Raw genomic sequence first — 26,409 nt, 5'->3', positions numbered from 1 at the left:
GCCATGCTAGCCGCGGGGCCCGGCACGTTCCCCTCTTACCCCCACCGGGCCCGAAAACGGACGTAGGTGGGCAGCTCGGCCGCCAGGGTTCGAACCTGAAATACGGGTACCAAAGACCCGGGTGTTGCCAATTACACCACGGCCGATCAGCGACGCGGAGACGCCGCGCGAGGGATGGAGATCCCGCCGCTACACCTTAGCGCCCCTACCGTCGGACGCCAGCGCTCATCCCGCCGCATTGCCGGCTGTCGACGCCGTCGGCACCGCTGGGTGGGCGGCCACCGCCCCGGCCGTTCGTTTCCCGGATCGGCCACGGACTCACCGCCTGGATGGCTGACCTGCGACTATGAGCGGTTACGCGAAGGCGATTCGAAACTTCCCCGTGCGATCTACGGTGCCGTAAGTTACGGTGACGTAGGCGTAGCTTCGTGATCGTTACCATCCCCCTGCGAGGTCCCATGTCCACTGCTCTGCTCGATCCCAACACCGCCGGCCCCGGCCCCAAACCACTCACCGACGGCAGCCAGTCCCCCGGCATCCTGGCCGCCCTCTGGGCATTCGTGGTGATCCCCTTCGTCGCCCTGCTGGTCGCCGTTCCGGTGGCGTGGGGCGGCTGGCTGGGCTGGACCGACGTGATCATCGGCCTGGTCTGGTACGTCGTCTCCGGGCTCGGCATCACCGTCGGCTTCCACCGCTACTTCACGCACGGCTCGTTCAAGGCCAAGCGGTGGCTGCGGGTGACTCTGGCAGTCGCGGGTTCACTGGCGGTGCAGGGCGAGATCATTCAGTGGGTTGCCGACCACCGGCGCCACCACGCCTTCTCCGACCTGGAGGGTGACCCGCACTCGCCGTGGCGCTTCGGGACCAGCTTCTGGGCGTTGACCAGGGGCCTGTTCCACGCACACGTGGGCTGGCTGTTCCGCCGGGAGCTGTCCAACCGCGAGCGGTTCGCACCGGACCTCATCGCGGACCGGGACATCAGCCGGGTCGACCGGCTCTTTCCCGCGCTGGTAGCCATCTCGCTGCTCGGCCCGGCACTGATCGGCGGCCTGGTGACCTGGTCCTGGCAGGGTGCGCTGACCGCGTTCTTCTGGGCCGGGCTGGTCCGGATCGGTCTTCTGCACCACGTCACCTGGGCGATCAACTCGGTGTGCCACGTCTACGGCGAGCGTCCGTTCGCGATGCGCCAGGGCGACCGCGCGTCGAACTTCTGGCCGCTGGCGATCCTGTCGTTCGGCGAGAGCTGGCACAACCTGCACCACGCCGACCCGACCAGCGCCCGGCACGGCGTGCTGCGCGGTCAGGTGGACATCTCCGCCCGGGTGATCTGGCTGTTCGAGAAGGCCGGAGCGGCGACGCAGGTGCGCTGGCCAAAGCCCGAGCGGCTCGCCGCCAAGCTCGTGAAGCCTGTCGCACCCCACTGAAACCGGGCGGTGCACGGGGATGCCGCCTGGCAGGATGGCCAGATGATCGAGCCATGCGGGGGGCCGGGCGGCTCGGCGGACGGGGGGCCGAGCCCGATCCGGGTACGGTCGAACGGCGCGGCAGGGTGGTCGGACCACCCGACAGTGAGGCGACGACGTGAACGGGCACAGCGGAGGAACCATTCCACGGCAGGGCGTCACCGAGCGCCAGCAAGGTGGCGACATGCCTGAGGTCAGCGACGACGCGGGGGCAGACGTCGGCCGCCGACGGGCAACGCCGACGGCGGCACCGAAAGCCAAAGCCCCCTCCCGGGTCCGCATGTCGGCGGCCCAACGCCGGGAGCAGTTGATCGCGACCGGCCGGCAACTCTTCGCCGAGCGTGGTTTCGACGCCACCTCCATCGAGGAGGTGGCGGCCCGCGCCAAGGTCTCCAAGCCGGTGGTGTACGAGCACTTCGGTGGCAAGGAAGGGCTCTACGCGGTGGTGGTGGACCGGGAGGTCCGGGCCCTGCTGGACCGGATCACCACGGCGTTGACCGCCGGGCATCCGCGGGAACTGCTGGAACAGGCGGCGCTCGCCCTGCTGACCTACATCGAGGAGGAGGCCAGCGGTTTCCGGGTGCTGGTCCGCGAGTCGCCGCTGATGTCCGGCACTGCCAACTTCAGCAGCGTCATGAACGACGTGGCGCACCAGGTCGAGCACATCCTGGGCGCCGAGTTCAAGAGCCGGGGGTACGACCCGAAGCTCGCCGAGCTGTACTCGCAGGCGCTTGTCGGCATGGTGGCGCTGACCGGCCGCTGGTGGTTGGAGGTGCGCAAGCCGCGCAAGGAGACGGTGGCGGCGCACCTCGTCAACCTGGCCTGGAACGGGCTGTCGCACCTGGAGGCCAAGCCGACGCTGATCACCGCGCGGCGGCACTGACTCCGATCAGCGGCGGTGCACGTCGGCCACCGGGTGCTTGCGGTGCTCCAACTCCGCCTCGGCGGATTCCGGTGGGCCGACCTTGTCGTAGAGGCCGGTGCCGAGCAGGATCAGGCCGAACAGCATCGACACGACAACTGTCGACATCGAGAAGTTGAGGAAGTTCGCCCCGGTCTGCAGCACCGACATCATCAGGATGCTGGTCACCAGGAACACCACGCCGGCGGTGAGGTTCATGTAGTGGCCGAGGTTGGTGCGCCGCGAGGCCCCGATGATCAGGACGACCCCGAAGACCACCGAGGCAAGCGAGAAGGCCAGGTTGGTCCGGAGCCCGAGTGCCCAGGTGCTGCTGCGGGCGAAGAGCGGATCGCCGAGCGTCTCGGCGACGCCCCAGACGCCGAAGACCAGGATGTAGACACCGATCAGCCCGGAGAGGACCCGGTAGAGCGGCCGTGCCGGATGGTTGACCGGAAAGTGCGGCATGCCCAGACCCCCTGATGTGACCGTTTCAGGGGAATTGTCGCCCAAGGCCCAGCCAACTGTCCGAAGAACCCCGAAGCCGAAAGGGTCCGCCGAGAGGCAGGACCAGGTCAGGTTTTCGCCGGAGCCCGAGCTGCGCAGGGATCAAGCCTGACCGCCCGGAGCAGCTCGGGCTCCGGCGAAAACCACACCGCAACCAAGGATCAGAGAACGAGGCGAGCCTTGTGGAACGCCTCCGCCTCGTCGTCCGTGCCGACCTTGCCGTACATGCCGACCATGAGCAGCACCAGGGCGGCGGTCATCACCACGACCACTGTGGTGATGCTGAAGTTGAAGAAGTTGGCGTCGGTCCGGATGAACGCGAGACCGGCCAGGCTGACCACCATCAGGCTGTACGCGAGCCACTGGTTGATCGCCACGTCGATGTTGCGGCCGAGCGCGGTGCCGACCAGCACGACGATCCCGAGCAGCACGCTGAGCAGCGAGAAGCCGAGGTTGGTGCCCTGACCGAGGACCCGGGTGTCGTCCTGGGCGAGGATCTCGTTGCCGGTGCTCGCGATGATGCCGAGCACACCGAAGACGACCAGGTACAGACCGGTCAGCCCGCCGATCGCCCGGTAGATCGGCCGCGCGGGGTGGTTGACGGGGGTGTGGGCCATGTCTGTGTCTCCAACGCCGTGGGGTACGTGTCGCTGACGATTGTCTCGCACGTGGTGGTGTGACGCCGCACACGGGGCCCGGGCCGGCGTGCCCGGCCGGTCAGCTCTCGGGCAGGTCCTCGGCGAGCGTCATCCAGCTCTCCTCGATCCGCTCCCGCTCGGCGCGCAGATCCTTGAGCTGGGTGTCCAACTCGGCGACCCGGGCGTAGTCGGTGGCGTCCGCCGCGAGCTGGTCGAGCAGCGTGGTCTCGCGCTGGTCGAGCTTGCCGAGTTGCCGCTCCAGCCGGCTCAGCTCCTTGCGGGCCTGGCGGACCTCGGCGGCGGACATGCCGCCTCCCGAGGGCGCAGCGGGCGCGGAGGTCGAGGTGACGCCCGCCCGAGGAGAGCCGGCCCGCTCGGCGGTCCGCGCGAGGTACTCGTCCACACCGCCCGGCAGGTGCACGAGCCGACCGTCGCCGAACATCCCGTACGCGGTGTCGGTGACCCGCTCGATCAGGTACCGGTCGTGGCTGGCCACGATGATCGTGCCGGGCCACGAGTCGAGCAGGTCCTCGAGCGAGGCGAGGGTGTCCGTGTCCAGGTCGTTGGTGGGCTCGTCGAAGAGCAGCACGTTCGGCTCACCGGCCAGCAGCCGCAGCATCTGCAACCGGCGGCGTTCCCCACCGGAGAGGTCGCTGACCGGGGTCCAGAGGCGGCGGTCGTCGAAGCCGAACACCTCGGCGAGTTGCGCGGCGGAGACCTCCCGGTCGCCGAGCTGAACGCGGCGGGCGACCTCCTCCACCGCTTCCAGCACCCGCAGGTGCCCGGGCAGTTCGGTGAGCTCCTGGGAGAGGAACGCGGGCCGCACGGTGGAGCCGGTGCCGAGGCGGCCACCGTCGGGGCGGGTGATGCCGGCGAGCATCCGCAGCAGCGTGGTCTTGCCGGCGCCGTTGGCACCGAGGATGGCGATCCGGTCGCCGGGGCCGACCAGCCAGGTGACGTCGCGCAGGATCTCCTTCGGGCCGGCGTGCAGCTCGACGTTCTCCAGGTCGTACACCTGCTTGCCCAGCCGGGAGGTGGCCATGCGCTGCAACGACATGGTGTCGCGCGCCGGCGGCACGTCGGCGATCAAGGCGTTCGCGGCGTCGATGCGGAACTGCGGCTTGGACGTCCGGGCGGGCGGGCCACGGCGCAGCCAGGCGATCTCCTTGCGGAGGAGGTTCTGCCGGCGGGCCTCGGTGGCGGCGGCGACCCGCTCGCGCTCGGCGCGGGCGAGCGTCCAGGCGGCGAAGCCACCCTCGTAGGCGCGGACGGTCTGGTCGGCGACCTCCCAGGTGGTGGTGCAGACCGCGTCCAGGAACCACCTGTCGTGGGTGACCACGACCAGGGCGCCCTTGCGGCCGACCAGGTGCCGGGCCAGCCAGTCGACACCGCCGACGTCCAGGTGGTTGGTGGGCTCGTCGAGGATGAGCAGATCGGAGTCGCGGACGAGCAGCGCGGCGAGCGCCACCCGGCGGCGTTCGCCACCGGACATCGGGCCGACCGGCTGGTCGAGGCCGAGGTGCGGCATGCCGAGGCCGTCGAGGATGCCCCGCACCCCCGCGTCGCCGGCCCACTCGTGCTCGGCACCCATGCCCTCGTCGAGCCAGGCGGTGCCGAGCACCACGTCCCGGACGGTGGCCCCGGGGTCGAGGGTGAGCTGCTGCGGCAGCCAGAGCGTGCGCAGGTCACGGCGGTGGGTCACCCGGCCGTCGTCGGGGTCCTCCTGCTTGGTGAGCAGCCGCAGCAGGGTGGACTTGCCGGCGCCGTTGAGGCCGACCACGCCGATCCGGTCGGCGTCGTCCAGGCCGAGCGAGACGTCCGTGAGCAGCCGCCCGGCAGCGCCGTACCCCTTGGACACCCGGTCCAGATTGACGATGTTCGCCACATTCCACCCTTCATGATCAAGGCGTCCCGGTGCCGGCGGGCACCTGGACGCCTGTCCCAAGGGTACGCGGACGCCCCGAACGCCCGCGCCGCGTGCCAGCTAGCCCGGTGGGACGCGTTGTCAGCCGACGCGGGCGCCGGCGACCGGACCGTGCGCGACACGCGCCTCCCGGCAGACGCCCGCGGCGGTCAGCTCGGCGGCGATCCGCTCCGCGTCAGCCCCGTCGGCGGCGAGAAACACGCAGGTCGGCCCGGAGCCGGAGACGATGCCGGTGAGCGCTCCGGCCGCCTCGCCGGCCTTGAGCGTGTCGGCCAGCGCCGGGCGCATGGCCAGCGCGGCGTCCTGGAGGTCGTTGCCGAGCGTACGGGCGAGCACCCGGGGGTCACGCTGGCGCAGCGCGCCCAGCAGGGCGTCGGTGCTGCCCAGCGGAGCGCCGGCGGCACCGGAGTCGCGGAGCCGATCCAACTCCCGGTACGCGGCCGGGGTGGAAAGGCCGACGTCGGCGATCGCCACCACCCAGTGCCAGGAGGTCGGACGGGCCAGCACAGGGCTGATCGCCTCGCCCCGGCCGGTGCCCAGCGCGGTGCCGCCATAGATCAGGAACGGCACGTCGGAGCCGAGGTCGGCGGCGATGCCTGCCAACTCGTCGCGGGACAGCCCGGTGCCCCAGAGCGCGTCGCAGGCCACCAGCGCGGCGGCCGCGTCGGCGCTGCCACCGGCCAACCCACCGGCGAGCGGGATCTGCTTACGCAGGTGCAGTCGGGCGTGCGGCAGCACCCCCGCGTACCCGGCGAGGGCGTGCGCGGCCCGGATCACCAGGTTGGTGTCGTCCAGGGCCAGCTCGCCGGTGCCCTCACCCTCCATCGTCAGCGCGAGGGTGTCGCCCCGACGGGCCGTCAGCTCGTCGTAGATCGAGATGGCGTGGTAGATCGTGTTCAGCTCGTGGTAGCCGTCCCGGCGCAACGGGCCCACCCCGAGGTGCAGGTTGACCTTCGCGGGGACCCGCACCCGCACCGGGCCGATGGCCCCACGTCGCTCGTCGTCGTCCGGTCGCCAGGCCTCGGTCACGGGGTGATGTCCCGCAGGTGCAGGCGGATGTCGAACGGCTTGGCCACGATCAGCTCCTCGGCGTCCTGGGCGGGCACGGCGTCAGCCTACTTCGCGGCCGGCGTACCGACCGGAGCCGACGCGGCGATGGCGGCGAACTGCTCGACGGTCAGCGACTCCCCACGGGCGCCGGGGTCGACGCCGGCGGCGGTGAGCGCGGCGGCGGCCCGGTCCGCGCCGCCGGCCCAGCCGGCCAGGGCGGCGCGCAGCGTCTTGCGGCGCTGCGCGAACGCCGCGTCCACCACGGCGAAGACCCGCTCCCGGGGTACGTCGGCGCGGGGCGGCTCGTGGCAGGTGAAGGCGACCAGGCCGGAGTCGACGTTGGGGACCGGCCAGAACACGTTCGGCGGTACCTTGCCGGCGCCCCGGGCCTGGGCGTACCAGGCGAGCTTCACCGACGGGATGCCGTACACCTTGGAGCCGGGACCGGCGACGAGCCGGTCGGCGACCTCCTTCTGCACCATCACCAGGCCGTGTCGCAGGGTGGGCAGCACGGCGAGCAGGTGCAGCACCACTGGCACGGCGACGTTGTAGGGCAGGTTCGCCACCAGCGCGGTCGGCGGCGGGTCGGCCAGCTCGGCGGCGGCGACGCGCAGCGCGTCCGCGCGGTGCACGGTGAGCCGGGCGGCGTCCGCCCCGGCGTGCCGCGCGACCGTCTCCGGCAGCGCGCCGGCCAGCACCGGGTCGATCTCCACGGCGTGCACGTGCCCCGCGACCGGCAGCAACCCCAGGGTCAGCGAGCCCAGGCCAGGGCCCACCTCCAAAGCCACGTCGTCAGGTGTCAGGCCGGCGGCGGTGACGATCCGACGCACTGTGTTCGGGTCGTGCACGAAGTTCTGGCCCAGCTTCTTGGTGGGCGCGACGCCCAGCCGGGCGGCGAGTTCCCGGATCTCCGCCGGGCCGAGGAGGCTCACCACGGGCCGAAGGCCCGGTCGCCGGTGGCGGAGATGGCCGCGCACAGCTCGTCCAGGTCGCTGCCGGTGGTCGCGGCGAGCGCGCGGACGGTGACCGGAATCAGGTACGACGCGTTCGGCCGGCCGCGGTACGGCATCGGGGTGAGGTACGGGGCGTCGGTCTCCACAAGCATCTGGTCCACCGGGGTGAGCGCGGCGGCCTCGCGCAGCGCTGTCGCGCTGCCGAAGGTGACGGTGCCGGCGAAGCTGAGCAGATAGCCGCGGCGGACGCACTCGCGGGCGAAGGCGGCGTCGCCGGAGAAGCAGTGCAGCACCACCCGGTCGGGAGCGCCCTCGTCGTCGAGGATCCGCAGCACGTCGGCGTGCGCGTCGCGGTCGTGGATGACCAACGTCTTGCCGTACCGCTTCGCGATGGCGATGTGTGCGCGGAAGCTCTCCTCCTGCGCGGCCCGCCCCTCGTCGCCGGTCCGGAAGAAGTCCATTCCGGTCTCGCCGATCCCCCGGACCCGGTCGCGGGCGGCGAGTGACTCGATCTCCCGCAGGGCCTCGTCGAGGTCGCTCAGCCGGGGCGCCTCGTTGGGGTGCAGCGCCACGGTGGCCAGCACGGCGGGGTAGCTGTCGGCGGTGTCCGCGCCCCACCGGGAGGAGGCGACGTCCACCCCCACCTGAACCAGCCGGTCGACGCCGACCTTCGTGGCCAACGCGATGGCCACGGCGACCGGGTCGTCGGCCGGCCCGCCGCCGGGCACGCCGGCCTCGCTGACCGTGATGTCCAGGTGGGTGTGGCTGTCCAGCACCGCCCGGGGCAGCGGCTCGGGGGCGGGCGGAAACTCTCCGGCCCGCCGGGCGGCACGCTCGCGGCGGGATTCAGTGGGCTCGCTCATCAGCGACAGCATCACACACCGGGCCTGTCCATCTGCCCGCCACCCGACGTTCACCTCGACTACGTCGCGCGACTCTACCGTCGCCACCGAGCGGACGCGACAGCGTACGGACCTCATCCACCGAGCAGGGAGGTGACGGCATGAGCGTCACCCCCCAGGCCGGTGGCACCGCCAGCGAACGGACCGGGCTGCACGTGGCGTTCGGCGGCGGCGTGTACCCGGCCGAGGAGATCGCGCGGGGCGCCGCGTACGAGTTGTTCAGCGCCGACGAGGTGGCCGGCTTCGAGTGGGCGCCCCGCCCGGGTAGCGCGCTGCCGTGGCGCCGCTTCGTGCACGTCACCGAGGTGACCGCGGTGCACGGGACGACCGAGCCGGCCGACGAGCCGGAGACGCCGCTGCTGATGCCCGCCCATCGCGAGCGGGGTTGGGCGTACCTGCACCAGCTCAGCCAGCAGCCGGCAGCGGCGGGTGACCCGATGCTGGCGATGGCGCGCGCGTCGGCGGTGGTCCGCCGGGGCACCCGGATGATGAAGGTGCTCTCGGCCCAACAGGTCGCCGGCTACCTACGGGGTTGGCTGCCGCACGGCTTCTGCTACCGGGAGCACGATGTGGCGCACCTGCGTACGCCGGCGACGACGACTGTGCTGCGTACCGATGGTGACGCCGGCCGGGACGGCCCGGACGTGGCGTACGCGCTGCGCTGGCGCGCGTCCGACCCGGGCGACTACGACGTGCCGGTGGGCCCGGCACACCTCGGCCTGACCGCGCTGCCCTCCCGGGACCGGCTCGGTGCCCCGGTGCTCGGCACCGGCTTCGTGCCCAGCAATGGTCAGCTCATCCCGGAGTTCGTCACCCGGGACTTCGCCGATCTGCCGATGCCGGCGAACGCCGCCCTCATCGCCTACCCGGCGGAGGGGCTGGAGGTGGTGCTGTACACCTACCAGGCCGAGCAGCGCGGGTGGCTGCGGATGGTGGGCCCGCAGTGGCGGCACCTGCTGGCCGCGGTGCCGGGGCTCTCCCCGGACCAGGAGTACGTGCCGAACGCCGACGCGCCCCGCTCCACCCAACTGGTCGGCATGTACGGCGACAGCGAGTACGAGGCTGTCGCCGACCTGCCCGGCGGGTTCCGGGTGCTGGCGATGACCCGGGCGGCCCGTTACCCGGTGGAGGCGGTGGCCCGCCGGGTCCGGTTCGCCCAGTGGCGGGGCGTGCCGTGCCTGGTGCTGCGGGAGGAGGCCGGCTGGCTGCGGGTGCGCCTGCGCTACCCGAACCCGGACACCGTGGTCACGACCGGCGCGCAGTGTCAGGAACGTGGCGTCTACGAGGCCTGGGCACCGGGCGCCGAGGTAACCGACGACCAGGTGATGGACACCAGGTACGCGATGTGACGTCGCGCGGCGGCAGGAGCACCCGCCGCCGCGCGCGTCAGGCGTTCAGTCGGCCAGCCGGGCCAGTTCCTCGTCGACGATCGACGGGTCGAGCTTGCGGAACACCGGCTTCGGCACGGCCAGCGGGCGGCCCGCCTCGATCGCCACCGACTCCCAGCGCGCGCCGACTGTGTAGTCCCCGGTGAGCACCGGGTACGCCGGACCGCCGTCCAGGTCGTCGACCTGCTCGATCACCGGCATCGGCGCGTGTACGCCGGTGCCCCCGAGCAGCTCGTGCACCTGCTGCGCGGAGTGCGGCAGGAACGGGGTGAGCAGCGTGTTGGCATCGCTGATCACCTGGAGGGCGACGTGCAGGATGGTGCCCATCCGGGGCTTGTCCGCCTCGTCCTTGAGCTTCCAGGGCGCCTGCTCGGAGAGGTACTTGTTGGCCTCGGCGACCACCTTCATGGCCTCGCCGATCGCCTGCTTCTGCCGGTGCCTGCCGATCAGGTCGCCGACAGTGGTGAACCCGGTCCGGGCGACAGCGAGCAGGGCCTCGTCGGCCTCGGTGAGCCCGGCCGGGTCGACCGGCGGGATCGCCCCGAAGTTCTTCGCGGCCATCGAGACGGACCTGTTGACCAGGTTGCCCCAGCCGGCGACCAACTCGTCGTTGTTGCGGCGGAGGAACTCGGCCCAGGTGAAGTCGGTGTCGTTGCTCTCCGGGCCGGCGGCGGCGATGAAGTAGCGCAGCGCGTCGGCGTCGTAGCGCTCCAGGAAGTCGCGCACGTAGATGACCACCTTGCGGGACGACGAGAACTTGCGCCCCTCCATGGTCAGGTACTCGCTGGAGACCACCTCGGTGGGCAGGTTGAGCCGACCCAGCTCGCCCGGCTCACCGTCGCGGGAGCCCTCGCCGGAGTATCCGGAGAGCAGCGCCGGCCAGATCACCGAGTGGAAGACGATGTTGTCCTTGCCCATGAAGTAGTAGGACCGGGCGTCCTTTCCCTCACCGTCGGCGGACCACCACCTGCGCCACGCCTCCGGGTCGCCGGTGCGGCGGGCCCACTCGATCGAGGCGGACAGGTAGCCGATCACCGCGTCGAACCAGACGTAGATCCGCTTGTCCGGCCGGTCGCGCCAGCCGTCCAGCGGGATCGGCACGCCCCACTCCAGGTCACGGGTGATCGCCCGGGGCTGGAGGTCGTCGAGCAGGTTGCGGGAGAACCGCAGCACGTTGGGCCGCCACCCCTCGCGGGTGTCCAGCCACTGCCGCAGCACCTCGGCCAGGGCCGGCAGGTCCAGGAAGAAGTGCTCGGTCTCGACGAACTTCGGGGTCTCCCCGTTGATCCGCGACTTCGGGTCGATCAGGTCGATCGGGTCGAGCTGGTTGCCGCAGTTGTCGCACTGGTCGCCGCGGGCGCTGTCGTACCCGCAGATCGGGCAGGTGCCCTCGATGTAGCGGTCGGGCAGGGTGCGCCCGGTGGACGGGGAGATCGCGCCCATGGTGGTCTTCGGCACGATGTAGCCGTTGCGGTACATCCCCTCGAACAGCTCCTGCACCACCGCGTAGTGGTTGCGGGTGGTGGTGCGGGTGAACAGGTCGTAGGAGAGACCGAGGCCGTGCAGGTCCTCGACGATCACCCTGTTGTACCTGTCGGCCAGCTCGCGCGGGGTCACCCCGTCGGCGTCGGCCTGCACCTGGATCGGGGTGCCGTGCTCGTCGGTGCCCGAGACCATGAGCACGTCGTGGCCGGCCATCCGCATGTACCGGGCGAAGACGTCGGAGGGAACGCCGAAACCGGAGACGTGGCCGATGTGGCGGGGGCCGTTGGCGTACGGCCAGGCCACTGCCGCGAGAACGTGACTCATGAGCAGCAAGCCTAGTGACCCGTCCGGGGGGTCCGCGAACCAATGGGGGTGCCCGACCGGCGGACCGGATCGACCACCTCGCCCGTTGGTCCGATTTGTCGTCGACACGCGGCTCAGCTGCCCGTTTCGCCTCCCGCAGCGGTGTGCAATGAACGTCGTGACGGGCAGAGGAGCGGCGCGGGACCACGAGGACCGTCCCACCGGGCCGGCGGTCGACGACGACCGGGGGCCCGAGGCCGCCGCGCCCCGGGTCGCCGGGGTCGCGCCGCAGCCCCGGCTGGTGCCCGGCGCCGACCCGGGTGCGCAGCGGCCCACCCCGGCGGGGAGATCCGCTACCCCGGCCCGACCCACACCGGCGGCGCCGTCGCCCACCCCGGCCCGTCCGACCCCGGCGGCACCCGTACCCAGCCCGGCTCGACCCGGGTCGTCGGGGCCGCCGGCCGGCTCGACGCCTGCCGGCTCGGAGTCCGTCGAGGTGGAGCCGACGACCGGCGCGCCGGTGGACGCGGTGCCGCGTCGGGTGCCGGTCCGGCAGCAGGGTCGCCGGCACCGGGGCCACCAGCCCGACGGCGACACGCCGGACGACGACGGCGGCGCGTTCTGGGCACCGATCGAGCAGGTGCACTGGGACGGCACCCCGATCCGCAAGGACCCGGCGCCGGAGCGGTTCCGCGGCTTCCGGCTGGTGCGGCGCCGGGCGGCCAGCCGCACGCCCCGACCGCCGGACCCCCTGCCCGGGCTCGCCGCGCTTGTGGTGCTGAGCCTGGCCGCGACCTTCTTCGCCTGGGTCAGCGCCGGCCCGTTCTGGCTCGCGGTCGGGCATGCCCGGACGGGCACGGTGGTGATCGACGAGTGCTCCGGCGGCGGTCTCACCCAGCGCTGCCGGGGGATCTTCACGGCCGAGGACGGGCGGTTCATCGCCCATGGTGTCCGGGTCAGCGGCGTGCCCGTCGAGGAGAGCGCGGCAGGTACCCCGCTGGCGGCGCGGATGACCGGCCCGGACAGCGGCACCGCGTACGCGGACGTCGGCGTTGGCCGACACCTGCGGTGGCTGCCCGGTCTGCTGGCGGTGCTCGGCTGCGCCGCCGGCATCGTCCGGTGGACCGGATCGGCGCGGCTACCCGGTCGCCGGCACCGCCGCTGGGCGGTGGCCGCCGCAATCGCCGGACCCACCTTGATCACCGTCGGCTTCCTGGCCGCCGCCTGGTGACCCCCCGGTCCGGCGAACCCGACCACCCTGGTCAGCTGTGCACGATCGTGTAGACGTCCCGGCGGCGCAGCGCGTACTCGGTGGCGACGTCGGTGATGGCGTCCCGACGGGACCGGCCGGCGGCCTCCCGCTCGGCGACGGCGGCGCGCAGGGTGTCGTCGTCAGGGCGTTCGGCGGCGGTCACCGGTGCTCCGGCCACCACCAGGGTGATCTCTCCGCGCGGGTCCCCCTCGGTGGCCCACCGGGCCAGCTCGCCGAGGGGGCGACGGAGGACCTCCTCGTAGGTCTTGGTGAGTTCGCGGCAGAGCGCGGCCGGCCGGTCCGCCCCGAACGTGTCGGCCAGGTCGCTGAGCATCGCGCCGATCCGGTGCGGCGCCTCGAAGAAGACCAGGGTGCGCTCCTCGGCGGCGAGCGCACGCAGCCGGGCGCGGCGGCCACTGCCGGTGCGGGGCAGGAAGCCCTCGAAGCAGAACCGGTCGCAGGGCAGCCCGGAGACGGCCAGCGCGGTGGTGACAGCGCTCGGCCCGGGGGCGACGGTGACCGGTGCCCCGACATCCAACGCGGCACGGACCAGCCGGTAACCGGGGTCGGAGACGCTCGGCATCCCGCCGTCGGTGACCAGCGCCACCACGTACCCGCCAAGGATGGCCTCGACCAGCTCGGGGGTGCGCCGCTCCTCGTTGCCCTCGAAGTAGGAGACGATTCGACCGCCGACGGTGAGATCGAGATCGCGCGCCAGCCGGGTGAGTCGGCGGGTGTCCTCAGCGGCGACCACGTCGGCGCTGATCAGCACCTCCCGGAGGCGGGCCGAGGCGTCGGCGGGGTTGCCGAGCGGAGCACCGAGCAGAATCAGGCGCCCAACTTCGGACATTTCACCCACAGATTCGTCTCCTTCATTGACTGGGAATACCGGTATCGGGGACGACGGACGCCACCGGACACCTTGGCAGCCTACGATCGCCGGGTGACGAGTGCGTCGACAGCGCAGAGCCCGAGCGCCGACCCGGACAAGATGATCCAGGTGACGGGCGAGCCCAGTGCCACCCAGGAGCCGACGGCACCGAGCGCCGAGGGCGGCGGGGTGGCCGCCGCGGTCCGGCGACGGTTCGCCACCGTCGACACCCAGGTGGACCGGTTCTCCTGGCTGGCCACGGCGGTGGTGGTGGCCATCGCGGCGATCGTGCGCTTCGTCGGGCTGTCCAGCCCGAAGGGCAAGATCTTCGACGAGACGTACTACGCCAAGGACGCCTACGGGCTGATCTCCCGTGGCGTGGAGTGGAACTACAAGGACAACGTCCCGTCGTACGTGGTGCACCCTCCGCTGGGCAAGTGGTTGATCGGCGTCGGCGAGTGGGCCTTCGGCTATCAGGACGCGGATTCCAAGGTGTCCGTCCCCGGGCACCTGATGACCACCGCGCCGGAGTTCGGCTGGCGATTCTCGGCGGCCGTGATCGGCACACTGTCGGTGCTGCTGCTGGTCCGCATCGGTCGGCGGATGTTCCGCTCGACGGTGCTCGGCTGCGCGGCCGGCCTGCTGCTCGCCCTGGACGGCTTCCACCTGGTGCTGTCCCGTGCGGCCCTGCTCGACATCTTCCTGCTCTTCTTCGTGCTTGCCGCGTTCGGCGCACTGGTGCTCGATCGGGACGCCCGCCGCCGACGCTGGGCACGGGCTCTGGACGACGGGCTCGATCCGAGCCAGCCGGGCCGTGCCGGCCGACCGCCGACCGGTTGGCGCACCTGGCCGTGGTGGCGGCTGGCGGCCGGGGTGCTGATCGGCTGCGCCTGCGCGGTGAAGTGGAGCGCGCTGTACTTCGTGCCGGCCTTCGCGCTGCTGGTGATCCTCTGGGAGGTCGGCGTCCGCCGCTCGGCGGGGGTCCGCCGGCCCTGGCGGGACACGCTTGTCGACGAGCTGCCCTGGCTGGTGCTCGCCGGTGTGCTCATGGTGGGCACCTACCTCGCCACCTGGTCGGGCTGGCTGCTCACCGACGACGGCTACTACCGGCTCGCGTCGGCCTATCCGAGCGCCCCGCTCAGCGACCGGCCGGTGATCGGCCCGCTGATCAACCTCTTCGAGTACCACCGCGCGGCGTACGGCTTCCACGCCCAGCTCGACGACGCGCACAAGTACCAGTCGTGGCCCTGGCAGTGGTTGCTGCTGGGCCGGCCGGTGGCGTTCCACTACGCCAGCAACGGCGTCTGCGGCGCGCCGACCTGCGCCTCCGAGATCCTGCTGCTCGGCACCCCGCTGCTCTGGTGGTCGTTCCTGCCCGCCCTGGTGGCGCTGGTCTGGCTGGGGGTGGCCCGTCGGGACTGGCGGGCCGGCGCGATCCTGCTCACCGTGGCCGCCGGGCTGCTGCCGTGGTTCTGGTTCGCCCTCGACGGCCGGACGATGTTCTCGTTCTACGCCGCGCCGGCGGTGCCGTTCCTGGTGCTGGCCGTGGTCTACGTGCTGGGGGCGATGATCGCGCCCGCCGGGGGTGACGTCGGTACGGTGGCCCCGTTGGTGCCGGGTGACCCGAGTTATGAACGCCGGCTGGTGGGCAGCATCGCGGCGGGGGCGTACGTGCTGCTGGTCGGGCTCTGCTTCGCGTACTTCTATCCGATCTTCGTCGGCCGGGTGATCCCGTACTCGGACTGGCTGTCCCGGATGTGGCTCGACGGTCGGTGGATATAAGAGTCGACGGGCGACGCGCCGCACAGCGCGACGGAAGAAGGGCCCGCACGCCGAAGCGTGCGGGCCCTTCTCACAGAGACGCGCGCCCCGATCGCCTGCCACGGGGGAAGCGGGCGATTGGGGCGCGCATGAAGAGCTTAACCACCGCGCACCACCGGCACAACGGGTCGACTTGGGTCAGATTTCCGACGGATGCTGGCCGGGCCGACACCTCCCCTCGGACAGTTGACCGAGGGTGACCCGGCGTGGACCCTGAGCGCGGGCGCGGCCGGTCAGCGGTGGTCCCCGACTGGGCCGGAGTGGTCAGTTCCGCACCCCCGCACCCAAACGATCATCCAAAGTGGATCTCACTACACTGCGGATCGTGATCAACTTCAGACGATCGACGGCGGTCCTTCTCGGACTGCTGGCGACCACCGCGCTGGCCGGGCCCGCCCCGGCGCAGGCCGACGAGGAGCCGGCGCCCGAGCCACCCCGGGTCGAGCTGGTGCTCGACGTCAGCGGGTCGATGCGCGCGGCCGACATCGACGGACGCACCCGGATCGCGGTTGCCCAGCAGGCCTTCAACGAGGTGGTGGACGCGCTACCCGAGGAGACACAGCTCGGCATCCGGGTGCTCGGCGCGACCTACCGCGGCAAGGACAAGAAGGTCGGTTGCCAGGACACCCAGCAGATCGTCCCGGTCGGCCCGGTGGACCGGTCCGCCGCGAAGGCGGCGGTGGCGACACTTCGGCCGACCGGGTTCACGCCGGTCGGGCTGGCGCTGCGCTCGGCCGCGCAGGACCTGGGCGCCGGGGCCACCACCCGGCGGATCGTGCTGATCACCGATGGCGAGGACACCTGCGCTCCGCCGGACCCGTGCGAGGTGGCCCGGGAGTTGGCCGCCCAGGGCACCAGCCTTGTCGTCGACACCCTCGGCCTGGCCCCCGACGAGAAGGTCCGCCGGCAACTGCTCTGCATCGCCAGCGCGACAGGTGGGACCTACACCGCCGCGCAGAGCGCCGAGGAGCTGACCGACCGGATCAAACAGCTCGTCGAGCGGGCCGGCGACACGCACACCCGGGCACCGACAGTGGTCGGCGGCACGAACGCGTGCGACTCCGCGCCACTGCTCGCTCCGGGCGTCTACGCCGACCGGGAGGCGTTCTCCGAGCACCGCTACTACCGGGTGCCGATCCGCCCCGGGCAGGAGCTGCGGGCTTCGGTGAGCATGGCCCTGGACCGACCCGTCAACCGGGACTACGGGGTGCTGCTGCGGGCCACCGCGGCCGACGGCAGGGAACTCGTCCGGGGCGCGGACGCCGGCAGCGGACGGGCCGACGTGCTCTCCGCAGGTCTGCGCTGGTCGGCCACCGCCGACGATGAGGATGCCGCCGAGACCGAGGAGAGCTCCGCGCCGGTCGTCGAGCCCACCACCGTCTGCCTGGTGGTGAGCAACTCGTTCGCCCCGCGTCCCGGCACCGCGGCGACCCCGGGCATGCCCGTGGAGTTGACCATCGACGTGGTCGCCGCCGCGCCCGCGCCGGACGGACCGGACCTCGGCCGGGGCTGGGTACTGCTCGCCCTGCTCACCGTCGCCGGGCTGATCACCGGTCTGCTCGCCGGCCTGCTCACCCGCTGGTGGGTCGCCACCTGGAGGGAGAACTGATGCGTACCGCACTGTTCCGGTCGCTGGCGGCGCTGCTCGCCGTCGGCGGGGCCGCTCTGGTCCCCGCAGCGGCCGCCGCCGCACCGACCCCCTCCCCGGGTGCCACGCCGGTGAACCGCGCCGGCACGTCGTTCCTCACCGCCACCCCGATCACCGCCGGACAACCGGTACGGGTGGATGCCTCGATCGGCGACCACCTCTACTGGTCGTTCCCGGCGACGGCCGGCCAGGTGCACGAGATCAACGCCACTGTCACCTTCCCCAAGGGGCGCAGCGGCGCCTCCACCTGGACGGTGGACGTCTTCGACGGGCTCCGCCGACGCCAGGCGTGCACGGCGGGGGCACAGACCCCGACCGTGGACGCCAAGGCGTCGAACGTGGTGCTGGGCTGCACGCTGCGCGAGGTGCGGCCGTGGGCGGAGCCCTGGTCGGCCGATCCACTGCCCGGCACGTACGTCATCCGGCTCTCCGTGATCGACCTGCCGGAGCCGGATCTGGGTGCGCCGATCGACGTCGACCTGCTGGTCGGCACCGTCGCCGATCGGGGTGCCTCCGCTGACGACGGCGAACTGGCCGCGCCGCTTGTGCCGAACACCAAGGCCGGCACGGTGCTCAACGCCGTACCCCCGGTGGACGCGGAGGCCGCCGACGAGGGCGACTCGCTGACGGACTGGTTGCCGGATCTCGGTTCGCGCTGGGTCTGGACCGGCATCGGCGGCGTTCTCGCCGCTGTGGCAGGCGTGTTCGGCTTCGCGGTGACGCGACGGCCTCGACGTCGCTGAACGCCCCCTCTGGTGGCCCCGCCCAGCGGGCGGGGCCACCAGAGGCTCAGCTACGCCGGGAGCCGCGCGGCAACCAGCCGATGAACCGGTCCTGGAGCGACATCACCGGGGCCGCGCGCAGATCCTCGGTGGCAGCGGCGAGGCAGGAGCCCAGATAGACGCTGAGCATGGCGCGATCACCCCCGTACTCCGCCAGCAGCCGGGTGCGCTTCGTCGCGCACGGCCACTCGTCACCGCAGGAGCCGCAGCTCCAGCAGGGGGTCTTCGGGGCGTGCTCGTCCGCCCGCACCCCCGGCCGTTCCGCACCGTCGGTCATCGCACGTCCTTCCAGATGTCCACGGGACTGGCGGCTGCCGTGCCGGCCAGCGTTGATGGTGGTCCCCCCGGAGCCATCAGGGAGGGCGTTGCACGTCCCTCCGGTGTTACATCTTTGCGGTACCTTGAGCGGTCGTGGGAGTCGGAAAGTTGACGGTTGACCCGATGCGCCATTCCTACCGGCCAGTAGGTCGCCGGAATGCGTGACCTGCTGCCATCGACGGTAGCGGTCGCCGTCGCCGGGCCGGAGGACTGGACGGGCGAGTTGCTCCCCGCTGAGCAGGCATGTCTCGGCGAGCGGGCCGTGCAGACCCGTCGGCGGGACTTTGCCGCCGGGAGGATTTGCGCTCGCAGGGCAATGCGCGACCTCGGTCTGCCGCCGACCGCCGTGCCCGCCGCCGCCGACCGTGCGCCGGTCTGGCCGGCCGGGGTGGTCGGGACAATCACCCACACCGCCGGCTACTGCGCCGCCGCGGCGGCGCACACCACCGACATCAGGTCCGTCGGGATGGACGCCGAGCAGCACCGCGAGGTCAATCCGGGAGTACGCGGACTCGTGCTGCTGCCCGAGGAGGAGGCCGCCTGCGCGCGGCTTCCCAGCGGCATTCGCTGGCCGGTCGTCCTGTTCAGTGCGAAGGAGACCGTCTACAAGGTGTGGTACCCGGTCGTCGGCAGTTGGTTGGACTTCCACGACGCCCGACTCGACCTTGATCCGGACGCCGGCACGTTCACCGCCCGGATCGCACCGGCCCGGGTGGACGCGGCGGGGGTCGACGACCCACCGGCACTGATCGCCGGCCGCTTCGTGATCGCCGACGGGCTGGTCCGTACCGCCGCCGTGCTTCCGCTGCGCTGACCTCGACTGGTTACTGACAGCAATGAATGAGATACCGATCCATATCGGCGTTCGGTAACCGACCGAACACTGTCCACCCTGGCCAGTGTGGTGGCGCGTTGCCATTGATGGGAAGCCCTCAGGCGTGGCAGCAGGCGGCCCCGCCACCCACGGTAACGTCGACGAGTTCTCGCACCGCACGTACCGATGCGTCAAGGAGTACGGTGACCCACCCCCAACCCCCCGTCGGGCCGCAGGACCCCCAGCAGCCGAACCCGCAGCCGCAGACCCGTCCGTACGCGGCGACACCGCAGCCACCGTTCTCGGGGTCTGCGTACGCGGCGGCCGGCGGGCACACGGACGCCGGCGGCGGATATCGGGCACCCGGTGGTCCGGGTTACCCGATCATCGCACCACCACCCATGCAGACAGACCGTTCCAAGAAGTCGGCAGTAGTCGTCGCGGTCGCCACCGCGGTTTTCACCCTGCTCACCTGCGCCGGCGGCATCGTGGCGGTCGTCATCGCCACCAACCGCGCCTCGACCACAGTGAGCGAGGCACGGGCCACTCCGTCAATGCCACAGCCGGTGAGCAGCGACACCCGCGGAATGTCGCCCGGCGACACCCTGGTCGTCAACGGTCAGGCCGGCACCGTCGAGATCACCGTGACGAAGTTCAGCAGCGCCACCAAACCCTGCAAGTCCCACGGATTGAAGCCCGGCGAGGGCATGTACGTGATCGCCGACGTGACGGTGGCCGTCACCAAGGGCACCGCGTCGACGAACCCCCTCTTCTTCCAGTGGGTCGCCGCCGACGGCACCAAGACCACAGCGATCGGTGGGGCCTTCTCCGGCTGCGGCAAACCGATGCCGGCCGACGACCTGACCGCCGGCACCAGGCGCACCGGCAGTGTGGTGTTCGACGTGCACGACACCTCGGGCGCGTTGGAGTACCAGGACCAGTTCCAGACCGCCGGTTCCTGGAAGCCGTGACGCGCTGACGCGACGTGGGGCCGGCCCCGTCCGGGCCGGCCCCACGCGGTGGGAGATTCGGTGGGTCAGCAGCCCGTCCAGCGCACCGGAGTCACCCGGTCGGCGAGGACGTTGCGGAACCCGACGATGGTGCCCGAGTCGGAGATGGACCCCGCACCGACGCTCACCCCTTCGCCGCCGCCCGGCAGAACCCGGGAGGTGGCGCCCCTGGCAACGCGGTCACCGCCCACCACGACGCCCTTGGCGTTGATGTCGGTCAGTGCCGGCATTTCCTGGTCGAGCAACGTGTGCGAGCCGTTCCGGAGGTCCCACCGCACCCTGGTCGAGCTGGTGCCGCCCAGCCATACCTGGCCGATCGCCCAGCGGCCCGCCGCGGCGCCGGCCGTGCTCCACTCGGCACCCGGGAACGTGAGCGCGTCGATCCGGCCGTTCGGCCGGCGGACCCAGCTGTTCCAGTCTCCGAAGGGCCCGGCGCTACCGACGATGGTCCCGTTCTCCGTGATCCCACCCGCCTGGGCGTCGACGGGGGCGTCGAGCACCTCGACCGTGCCCGGACGGGCGGCCGGCCAGCGCAGCGCGACGTACTCGCCGGGGACGATGTCGGAGCCGTAGCCGACGATGTCGCCGGCATCGTTGATCGCGGAGACGAAGATGCCGCTGGACGGCAGCACCGGCAACTGCTCGAGCTTGCCGTCGCGGTACCTCCACGGCTGGCCGTAGCCGTTCTCCCCCGAACCGTTGCCGATCACGACGCCGTCGCTGTTGATGTCGACGGGGGTCGACATGGCCTGCGACTCCAACTCGGTGACCCGCTGCCCGTCCCAGAACAGCAGCAGATACTGGTTCTCGGTCTCACCGACCCGCAGCGCGGTGCCCGCGACGTAGCGACCCGTCGGATCGACCGCGTTCGCGTCGGCGCGATAGGTGTCGGTCGGGTACGGCAGCGCACTGATCTTGCAGGTGCGGGAGGCAGCCACGCCGGGCGCGGCGGTCGCCGTCGCGGAGACGGCGACGCCGAGAGAGCTGGCCAGCAGAGCGGTCGCGGTGGCCGCGATCATGCTGCGTCGAGTGCTTCGGTTCATCCTTGCTCCCCGTGTGGGGCCCGGGTACTCCCGGGCATCCGGTTGATACCCGGCTCCACACGTGAGCTGGCTTCAGGGTTGCGGCCTGTCGGCCAAGCGACAGAGGTGGATCTGCGAGGCGCCCGCGCTCCGGCGTCCTCAGTAGGCGTAGCGGGCGAGCAGGTACACGCTGAGCCGCTTGCCGTCGCGCACCGCCACCACGTGTCCGGTCACGAGATCCCCCTCGCGCCGGTAGACCTGGTACGACGGCGCGTCGAAACGCCACCCGATGGTGTCCGGAATGGCCGCGGCGGGAAGCGGGAAACCGGAATCGGCAGGCGCCATCGTCGACGGCTCGGTCGGTGCGGCGGCCCAGCCGTCGAGAATCCGGTCCAGGCACCCCCGGGACGTGGTGAAGTGCAGGTACAGCTCGCCCATCGGTCCGGTCATGTCGTCGGCGTTGCTGTACCGGAGGCCGTCCACGTCACACGGCAGGCTGACCTGGTAGTGCGGCAGTATGTCGTCCTCGAAGTCGCCCCGGGTCACACCGAACAACCCGTCCGGGTGCCGGTAGGGCCTCGGACCCCAGAAGTGCGCGGGCGGGTAGAGCGCCACCGCCAACGCGGCGATCACCAGCAGGATCGCGCCCCAGCGCCAGAGCCGAGTTCTGAATCTCATGGTGTTCCCCCGTTTCCCACGATCGTGGCTTACCGCGACCACGCCTCGGTGTCGGTGACGACCGGCCGGCCGGCGCGTACCGATTCTTCGATGGCGAGGCTGATCAGGTGGTCCTGACAGGCTTCGGCGAGGGAGTAGGGAGCCGGGCCCTCGTCCCGCGCCCACGCCCCGGCCCGCGCGAGGATGTCGGCCACCGCGATGTCGTCGTCGGACATCCCGCTGCCGACGAAGGGATTGCGGTAGACCACGTCGCCGTCGAAGCTGATGTGCTTCAGGTCGAGCCCCTCCAGGTTGAGGTCGAGACCGGTCTGGCGTCGCACGAGGGATGACTCCACCGGCGTGGTCGGGTCGACCAGGCGGATGACACGGTCGTCCACCAGCTCACCGCGCGAGCCCCGCACCACCAACCGACGGGTACGCAGCGGGTTCCACCACTGGTTGTCGGTGAAGTCGTACAACCCCATCCGCCCGCCGAAGTCGATTGTCGCGAGGGTGGTGGAGAGCTGCTGCGGGGTGTCGTCGCCGCTCCAGCCGGCCGGCGAGAGCGGGTTGGCCAGCGGCGCGACGAAGGCACGCGCGCTGACCTCGGCACTCTCGTGACCGACGCCGAGCAGGCCACGGATCAGCGAGACCGCGTGGTACAGGTGGGTCGAGGAGATCTGGACCGAGGTCGGCTCCCCGAGCACCCCGGCGCGGACCAGCGCCAGGCGGGCCGCGTGCCCGGGCATCAGCAGGTACTGCTCGGCAACCTGCACCAGGCCACTGCCCCCGACGTCGGCCCAGAGCGAGCGCAGACCCGCCAGGTCGGGGGCGGGCGGCGTCTCGGCGAACACCGGTACGCCGGCCGCGACCAACTCCCGCGTCGCCTCGGGTGTCACCGGCCACGGCACCGACACGATGACGAAGTCCGGCCGCTCGTGGGCGAGCAACTCCGCCGTCGTACGGAAGGTCCGCACGCCCCACTCGGCCGTCACTGCGGCTCCGCGCGATTCGGTACGCGTCACCACCCCGGTCACCCGGAACCGCTCGGGGAGCAGCCGGGCCAGGCGAAGGAAGAACTCACCTCGCCACCCACTGCCGATGATGCCGAACCGGGTCTGGGCCACCGATGTCATCTGGAGCTCCTCACGTAGAGGTCCGGATGCTAACCGTTCCGGGGCCATCTTCTTCGCTACGGTTGGGCTGATGACCATCGACCCGTTGCGCGCTGGACCCGTGTCGCCGACCGTCGAGGTGACCGACGTACGACCACCCCTGGACTACTACCTGGTTGGCGTTCGCCGCTCGGTCACCACTGTGGCGGGACTCGTCGTCGAGGAGTTCACCCGCCACCACGACTTCATTACGACGGGTGTGGACAGCGCGGGCTGGACGCCGGAGGCGGGCTGGTGGAGTTCCGCCGCGCTGAGCCGCGGCATGCGTACCGACCCCGAGGTGCTGGCGCGGGTGGTTCCCACCTCCCGCCGCGAGGCCGAGGACATCTACCGCGCGCTCGGTGGTGGGCAACTGCCGGACGAGTCGGTGCTGCGTACGCACTTTCTCGACCATCACCCGATCGCCAGCGCCCCGCCGCTGCGGCTCGGCCCCGCACAGCCGCCGACCGGCTTCCAGGAGCGGCGGGTGTACCGCGTCCTCTTCGCCAAGGACCTCCGCGCCGAGCAGGTGACGAGCCTGCGGACGGCCTGGCGGACACCGCCGGGCGGCACGAGCGCGTCCGCCGCGAGCGGTCGTCTCGACAATGGTGCGGACCAGATCACCTGGGACCTGCGGCGGGTCGGTCATCACCTCGCCTGGTGTCTCGACGTGACAGCCCTGCTGACAACCGATGCGGCCGAGGCGGTGGGCGCAACCCTGACCGACCTGACCGCCGTCCTGCGACAGCACGGCCTGATACCCGTGACGACCGAACGCTTCTCCTAGCGCATGGCACTGATTACCGGACTGCCCGACACGACTGGAGGCTCGGATGTCAGTCGATCTTGAGGCGACACTGGCTCGCCCCATCTCGCTCGCCGAGCTGGTGAACGCCGCGCGGGCCACCCTGGCCGAACTGCTCGGCGTCGACACGACGCCCGAGCTGAGCGTGTTCGCCGACCGACGTTACGAGCAGGGACGCCGCGTCGCGGCCGGCCGCCGCCTCGACGCTGCCGAACTGCGGTCCACCACCATCGGCGACCCCATCGAGCGCAGGCCCAACGGCCTGCCGGGCTCGATCCACCTGGAGATCGACGTCGCGGACTCCGCGGACGGTGTTTGGCTCCTGGTCATGGACCACGAGCCGGAGACCGGCGGCAACCCGGAGGCCGTCTTCAGCCCCTACCGCACGTGCGTAGGTGTCGTCGTGGCGCTGGCCTTGGCACTTGCCGTCGCCGACCGCACCGGCGGCCAGTTCACCGACGACCAGATCCGACTGCTACGGCCAGGCCAGACCCACCCGCGCCAGGTGATCACGGCGACCCGACTGCCACCTGAGCCGGGGGAGTTCACCCAGAGATGCGAGCGCTACCTTCGCCAGTTCGCGCATCTCGGCGGGTGGCCGCGCACCGTGTCGATGGAGCGCACGTGACGGGTTCGATCTGGCACCCGGATAATTGAAAAGGCCGTCTCCGACTCGCGGAAACGGCCTTTGACCTGGGGTGGAGCTGAGGGGATTTGAACCCCTGACCCCCTCGATGCGAACGAGGTGCGCTACCAGTCTGCGCCACAGCCCCCCGCCGGCGAACCGGCTTCGGTCCCACCCGGCTTACACCGGGCGGGCCGGCAGCAAGGCTAACAGGTCGCCGGCCCGCACCGCGAATCCGCCCCCTGCCCGGCGCTCTGATCCATCCGAAGATCCACTCGGGTTCCCGGAAATCGGGGCATCCGGGACGCCGCAACACCCCGACTTCCAGAAACCCGAGTTGACCAAGCAGGGCAGGGCGGGCCGGGAGCAGGGCGGCGGCGGCCGGGGCGTCAGGCGCCTCGGCCGGCCTCGTAGGGTCGACCACGGAGGCCCCCCGACCGCCGGTACGAGACCGACCCACCGTTGACCGCCGCCGGCAGGTCTCCCGGCCGGTCCAGGCCCATGGCGGCTCGGCGTACCCCTCGCGCTGGGCAGCCAGACGGCGCTGCGCCTCTCGGCGGGCCGCCGCCCGGCGGGCCTGCTCCCGGCGCACCTCGGCCTGCCGGGCCGCCAACCAGGCGGCCTCCCGGGCTCGGGCGCGGCGACGGCGACGCCCGGCGAGGGCCCGACCCCGCAGGTGGACGACGTACAGGGCGAGGAGCAGGAAGGTGACCCCGAAGCCGACCCAGAAGCCGGGGCTGACGAACAGCACGCCGACCAGCTCGACGACGTTGAGGAGCAGTAGAGCGGCGAGCACCCGGCGACGCCGGTACACGGCGGGGGTGTGCTGTCGGCGCGGCGGCGGGCGGCGACGGGACCGCTTCGGTGCGGCGGGCACGGCGCGCAGCCGACCGGAGCGGCGGGCGGCCGGGGGCGCGGAGACCGGTGCGCTCAACGCGCCGGTAGTCGCGTCCTCACTGAGGGTGACGATAAGTGCGCGCGGAGGATGGACGGGTTGCCGTCCTGGCACAGTGCGGCGCCGTCGGCGGCGCTGGAGCACCCGCGCCGTCGACTGCGCCCGCTCCGCCACCAGCCGCTCGGTGGCGTCGTACCGGCGAACCAGCGCCGGGGCCAGGGCGAGCAGGCCGGCGGCGGCGAGGACGGCGAGGAGCACCGAGGTCGGCACCCTCACCCCTCCCGTCACCGAATTCGAAGCAACCGCCATCCGACCGCAGGATCTTCCACCGATCGCGCCTGGGTGCGTGGATCGTCCGGCCGGGGAGCGCTTGCCGCAGCTTGCAGTTACTTGAGGTTACGGCGCGCCGACCGGGATGCCACCGCGCCGCGCCGATCCCGTCCGTGGGACGAGTGGCAGGATGTCGGGAAATCCTCCTACCGCGCGTTGGCGCGTACCCGGTGCCAGCGAGCCAGCAGGCCACCCTCGGCGGCGATCTCCTCGCTCGTCATCGCGTACCCGATGTGGTCCCGCCACGCGCCGTCGATGTGCATGTAGCGCACGTGGTACGACTCCTCACGGAAGCCCAACTTCTCCACCACCCGCCGGGACGGCCGGTTCTCCGGACGGATGTTGACCTCTACCCGGTGCAGCCCGGCCGGGCCGAACGCGTGGTCCACGGCGAGCGCGAGCGCCGTCGGGATCACACCTCGACCGGCGACCCGCGCGTCCACCCAGTAGCCGACGTAGCCGGAGCAGAGCGCCCGCCGCACGATGCTGCCCACGTTGATATGCCCGACCAGCCGGTCCCGGTCGGCCTCACGCAGGCAGACCGCGAACGGCATGCCCTCACCCTCGCGGGCCGAACGCCGCTGGTCACGGTGCACCCAACGGAACGCGGCGGGCGAGTTCAGCTCGTCCCAACCGCCCGGCAGCGACGACTCCCAGGGTGCCAACCAGGCCCGGTTGGCCCGCCGTACCTCCGACCACGCCGCAGCGTCGGAGCGCCGGTACGGCCGCAGCAGCACCGGGCCGTCGGCCAGTTCCACCGGCCAGCCCGGTGACCGCGCGGGTCCGAAGAGACTCACCAGCACAGTCTCCCGCGCGGGACCGTGTCGCGCGCAAGTGGCCCCGCCGCGTTCACCGGGCACGTCCGACGATGGCCCGACGCGGGCCGCGAGCGGG

Annotated in this window: 24 protein-coding genes, 2 tRNA genes and 1 pseudogene; 11 read left to right on the top strand and 16 right to left on the bottom strand. The window is 71.9% G+C overall.

Features of this window, described 5'->3' with window-relative positions; translation table 11 throughout:
• Positions 1 to 74: 74 nt before the first annotated feature.
• Positions 75 to 146, bottom strand: a tRNA-Gln gene (locus ACQP0U_RS03820).
• Between the two features lie 312 nt (positions 147 to 458).
• On the opposite strand from ACQP0U_RS03820, the gene ACQP0U_RS03815 reads away from it, so the two are divergent.
• Together ACQP0U_RS03815 and ACQP0U_RS03810 are read left to right on the top strand one after the other, a co-directional pair.
• Complete coding sequence (locus ACQP0U_RS03815; protein ID WP_433315811.1) at positions 459 to 1,424, top strand: acyl-CoA desaturase; 966 nt, start codon at positions 459 to 461, stop codon at positions 1,422 to 1,424.
• A 223-nt stretch (positions 1,425 to 1,647) separates the two neighbouring features.
• Entirely contained in the window at positions 1,648 to 2,346 is a 699-nt protein-coding gene (locus ACQP0U_RS03810; protein WP_433315810.1) for a TetR family transcriptional regulator, read from the top strand.
• Positions 2,347 to 2,352: 6 nt separating this feature from the next.
• On the opposite strand, the gene ACQP0U_RS03805 is transcribed toward ACQP0U_RS03810, so the two are convergent.
• The 6 genes from ACQP0U_RS03805 to ACQP0U_RS03780 form a co-directional block, all read right to left on the bottom strand.
• Positions 2,353 to 2,829, bottom strand: a complete 477-nt coding sequence (locus ACQP0U_RS03805) for a DUF4383 domain-containing protein (RefSeq protein WP_433315808.1) — start codon at positions 2,827 to 2,829, stop codon at positions 2,353 to 2,355.
• 200 nt (positions 2,830 to 3,029) lie between these two features.
• Complete coding sequence (locus ACQP0U_RS03800; protein WP_433315806.1) at positions 3,030 to 3,485, bottom strand: DUF4383 domain-containing protein; 456 nt, start codon at positions 3,483 to 3,485, stop codon at positions 3,030 to 3,032.
• 100 nt (positions 3,486 to 3,585) lie between these two features.
• The gene (locus ACQP0U_RS03795; RefSeq protein ID WP_433315804.1) at positions 3,586 to 5,391 is read right to left on the bottom strand and encodes an ABC-F family ATP-binding cassette domain-containing protein; all 1,806 of its coding nucleotides are present in this window, start codon (positions 5,389 to 5,391) and stop codon (positions 3,586 to 3,588) included.
• Positions 5,392 to 5,511: 120 nt separating this feature from the next.
• A complete protein-coding gene (locus tag ACQP0U_RS03790; protein WP_433315802.1) occupies positions 5,512 to 6,459 on the bottom strand; it encodes a 4-(cytidine 5'-diphospho)-2-C-methyl-D-erythritol kinase in 948 nt (315 codons plus the stop codon).
• 86 nt (positions 6,460 to 6,545) lie between these two features.
• Complete coding sequence (gene rsmA / locus ACQP0U_RS03785) at positions 6,546 to 7,415, bottom strand: 16S rRNA (adenine(1518)-N(6)/adenine(1519)-N(6))-dimethyltransferase RsmA (RefSeq protein ID WP_433315800.1); 870 nt, start codon at positions 7,413 to 7,415, stop codon at positions 6,546 to 6,548.
• Entirely contained in the window at positions 7,409 to 8,308 is a 900-nt protein-coding gene (locus ACQP0U_RS03780; protein WP_433315799.1) for a TatD family hydrolase, read from the bottom strand. Before ACQP0U_RS03780 ends, rsmA begins: the two co-directional genes overlap by 7 nt.
• Before the next feature lie 128 nt (positions 8,309 to 8,436).
• Between ACQP0U_RS03780 and ACQP0U_RS03775 the strand changes: the two genes are divergently transcribed.
• Complete coding sequence (locus ACQP0U_RS03775) at positions 8,437 to 9,684, top strand: hypothetical protein (RefSeq protein ID WP_433315797.1); 1,248 nt, start codon at positions 8,437 to 8,439, stop codon at positions 9,682 to 9,684.
• Positions 9,685 to 9,729: 45 nt separating this feature from the next.
• Here the strand turns inward: ACQP0U_RS03775 and metG are convergent, their stop codons facing one another.
• A complete protein-coding gene (metG, locus tag ACQP0U_RS03770) occupies positions 9,730 to 11,532 on the bottom strand; it encodes a methionine--tRNA ligase (protein ID WP_433315795.1) in 1,803 nt (600 codons plus the stop codon).
• Between the two features lie 148 nt (positions 11,533 to 11,680).
• Between metG and ACQP0U_RS03765 the strand changes: the two genes are divergently transcribed.
• The gene (locus ACQP0U_RS03765; RefSeq protein WP_433315793.1) at positions 11,681 to 12,742 is read left to right on the top strand and encodes a hypothetical protein; all 1,062 of its coding nucleotides are present in this window, start codon (positions 11,681 to 11,683) and stop codon (positions 12,740 to 12,742) included.
• Between the two features lie 31 nt (positions 12,743 to 12,773).
• Here the strand turns inward: ACQP0U_RS03765 and rsmI are convergent, their stop codons facing one another.
• Positions 12,774 to 13,613 carry a 16S rRNA (cytidine(1402)-2'-O)-methyltransferase gene (rsmI, locus tag ACQP0U_RS03760; RefSeq protein WP_433315792.1) on the bottom strand — a complete coding sequence of 280 codons (840 nt, stop codon included), beginning with the start codon at positions 13,611 to 13,613 and terminating at the stop codon, positions 12,774 to 12,776.
• Positions 13,614 to 13,754: 141 nt separating this feature from the next.
• On the opposite strand from rsmI, the gene ACQP0U_RS03755 reads away from it, so the two are divergent.
• The 3 genes from ACQP0U_RS03755 (at position 13,755) to ACQP0U_RS03745 (ending at position 17,846) form a co-directional block, all read left to right on the top strand.
• Complete coding sequence (locus ACQP0U_RS03755) at positions 13,755 to 15,416, top strand: dolichyl-phosphate-mannose--protein mannosyltransferase (RefSeq protein ID WP_433320583.1); 1,662 nt, start codon at positions 13,755 to 13,757, stop codon at positions 15,414 to 15,416.
• Between the two features lie 364 nt (positions 15,417 to 15,780).
• Positions 15,781 to 17,064 carry a VWA domain-containing protein gene (locus ACQP0U_RS03750; RefSeq protein ID WP_433315790.1) on the top strand — a complete coding sequence of 428 codons (1,284 nt, stop codon included), beginning with the start codon at positions 15,781 to 15,783 and terminating at the stop codon, positions 17,062 to 17,064.
• Entirely contained in the window at positions 17,064 to 17,846 is a 783-nt protein-coding gene (locus ACQP0U_RS03745; protein WP_433315788.1) for a peptidase, read from the top strand. The genes ACQP0U_RS03750 and ACQP0U_RS03745 overlap by 1 nt, the downstream gene beginning before the upstream one ends.
• 46 nt (positions 17,847 to 17,892) lie before the next feature.
• Here ACQP0U_RS03745 and ACQP0U_RS03740 read toward each other — a convergent pair whose 3' ends face one another.
• Positions 17,893 to 18,162, bottom strand: coding sequence for a hypothetical protein (locus ACQP0U_RS03740; protein WP_355427731.1), 270 nt, complete (start codon positions 18,160 to 18,162; stop codon positions 17,893 to 17,895).
• Between the two features lie 198 nt (positions 18,163 to 18,360).
• On the opposite strand from ACQP0U_RS03740, the gene ACQP0U_RS03735 reads away from it, so the two are divergent.
• Together ACQP0U_RS03735 and ACQP0U_RS03730 are read left to right on the top strand one after the other, a co-directional pair.
• Positions 18,361 to 19,017, top strand: a complete 657-nt coding sequence (locus tag ACQP0U_RS03735) for a 4'-phosphopantetheinyl transferase family protein (protein ID WP_433315786.1) — start codon at positions 18,361 to 18,363, stop codon at positions 19,015 to 19,017.
• A gap of 203 nt (positions 19,018 to 19,220) precedes the next feature.
• Positions 19,221 to 19,988, top strand: coding sequence for a DUF4352 domain-containing protein (locus tag ACQP0U_RS03730; RefSeq protein WP_433315784.1), 768 nt, complete (start codon positions 19,221 to 19,223; stop codon positions 19,986 to 19,988).
• A 65-nt stretch (positions 19,989 to 20,053) separates the two neighbouring features.
• On the opposite strand, the gene ACQP0U_RS03725 is transcribed toward ACQP0U_RS03730, so the two are convergent.
• From ACQP0U_RS03725 to ACQP0U_RS03715, 3 genes are all read right to left on the bottom strand, one after another.
• Positions 20,054 to 21,070: a hypothetical protein gene (locus ACQP0U_RS03725; RefSeq protein ID WP_433315782.1), complete on the bottom strand. Its 1,017-nt coding sequence runs from the start codon at positions 21,068 to 21,070 to the stop codon at positions 20,054 to 20,056.
• 138 nt (positions 21,071 to 21,208) lie between these two features.
• The gene (locus ACQP0U_RS03720) at positions 21,209 to 21,727 is read right to left on the bottom strand and encodes a hypothetical protein (protein ID WP_433315780.1); all 519 of its coding nucleotides are present in this window, start codon (positions 21,725 to 21,727) and stop codon (positions 21,209 to 21,211) included.
• A gap of 29 nt (positions 21,728 to 21,756) precedes the next feature.
• Entirely contained in the window at positions 21,757 to 22,842 is a 1,086-nt protein-coding gene (locus ACQP0U_RS03715; RefSeq protein ID WP_433315778.1) for a Gfo/Idh/MocA family protein, read from the bottom strand.
• A gap of 70 nt (positions 22,843 to 22,912) precedes the next feature.
• Between ACQP0U_RS03715 and ACQP0U_RS03710 the strand changes: the two genes are divergently transcribed.
• Both ACQP0U_RS03710 and ACQP0U_RS03705 read left to right on the top strand, forming a co-directional pair.
• Positions 22,913 to 23,647, top strand: coding sequence for a hypothetical protein (locus ACQP0U_RS03710; RefSeq protein WP_433315776.1), 735 nt, complete (start codon positions 22,913 to 22,915; stop codon positions 23,645 to 23,647).
• Positions 23,648 to 23,693: 46 nt separating this feature from the next.
• Entirely contained in the window at positions 23,694 to 24,293 is a 600-nt protein-coding gene (locus tag ACQP0U_RS03705) for a hypothetical protein (protein WP_433315775.1), read from the top strand.
• Positions 24,294 to 24,364: 71 nt separating this feature from the next.
• Here the strand turns inward: ACQP0U_RS03705 and ACQP0U_RS03700 are convergent.
• The 3 genes and pseudogenes from ACQP0U_RS03700 to ACQP0U_RS03690 form a co-directional block, all read right to left on the bottom strand.
• A tRNA-Ala gene (locus tag ACQP0U_RS03700) sits at positions 24,365 to 24,438 on the bottom strand.
• Between the two features lie 241 nt (positions 24,439 to 24,679).
• Positions 24,680 to 25,455 (bottom strand): annotated as a pseudogene (gene sepX, locus ACQP0U_RS03695) (divisome protein SepX/GlpR).
• Between the two features lie 206 nt (positions 25,456 to 25,661).
• Positions 25,662 to 26,312, bottom strand: coding sequence for a GNAT family N-acetyltransferase (locus ACQP0U_RS03690; RefSeq protein ID WP_433315773.1), 651 nt, complete (start codon positions 26,310 to 26,312; stop codon positions 25,662 to 25,664).
• Positions 26,313 to 26,409: the final 97 nt, after the last annotated feature.

Source organism: Micromonospora sp. CA-269861 (assembly GCF_050948505.1).
Taxonomy (GTDB): domain Bacteria; phylum Actinomycetota; class Actinomycetes; order Mycobacteriales; family Micromonosporaceae; genus Micromonospora.
The sequence above is the reverse complement of the archived record's forward strand: the minus strand, read 5'-3'. Positions and strand labels throughout refer to the sequence as shown.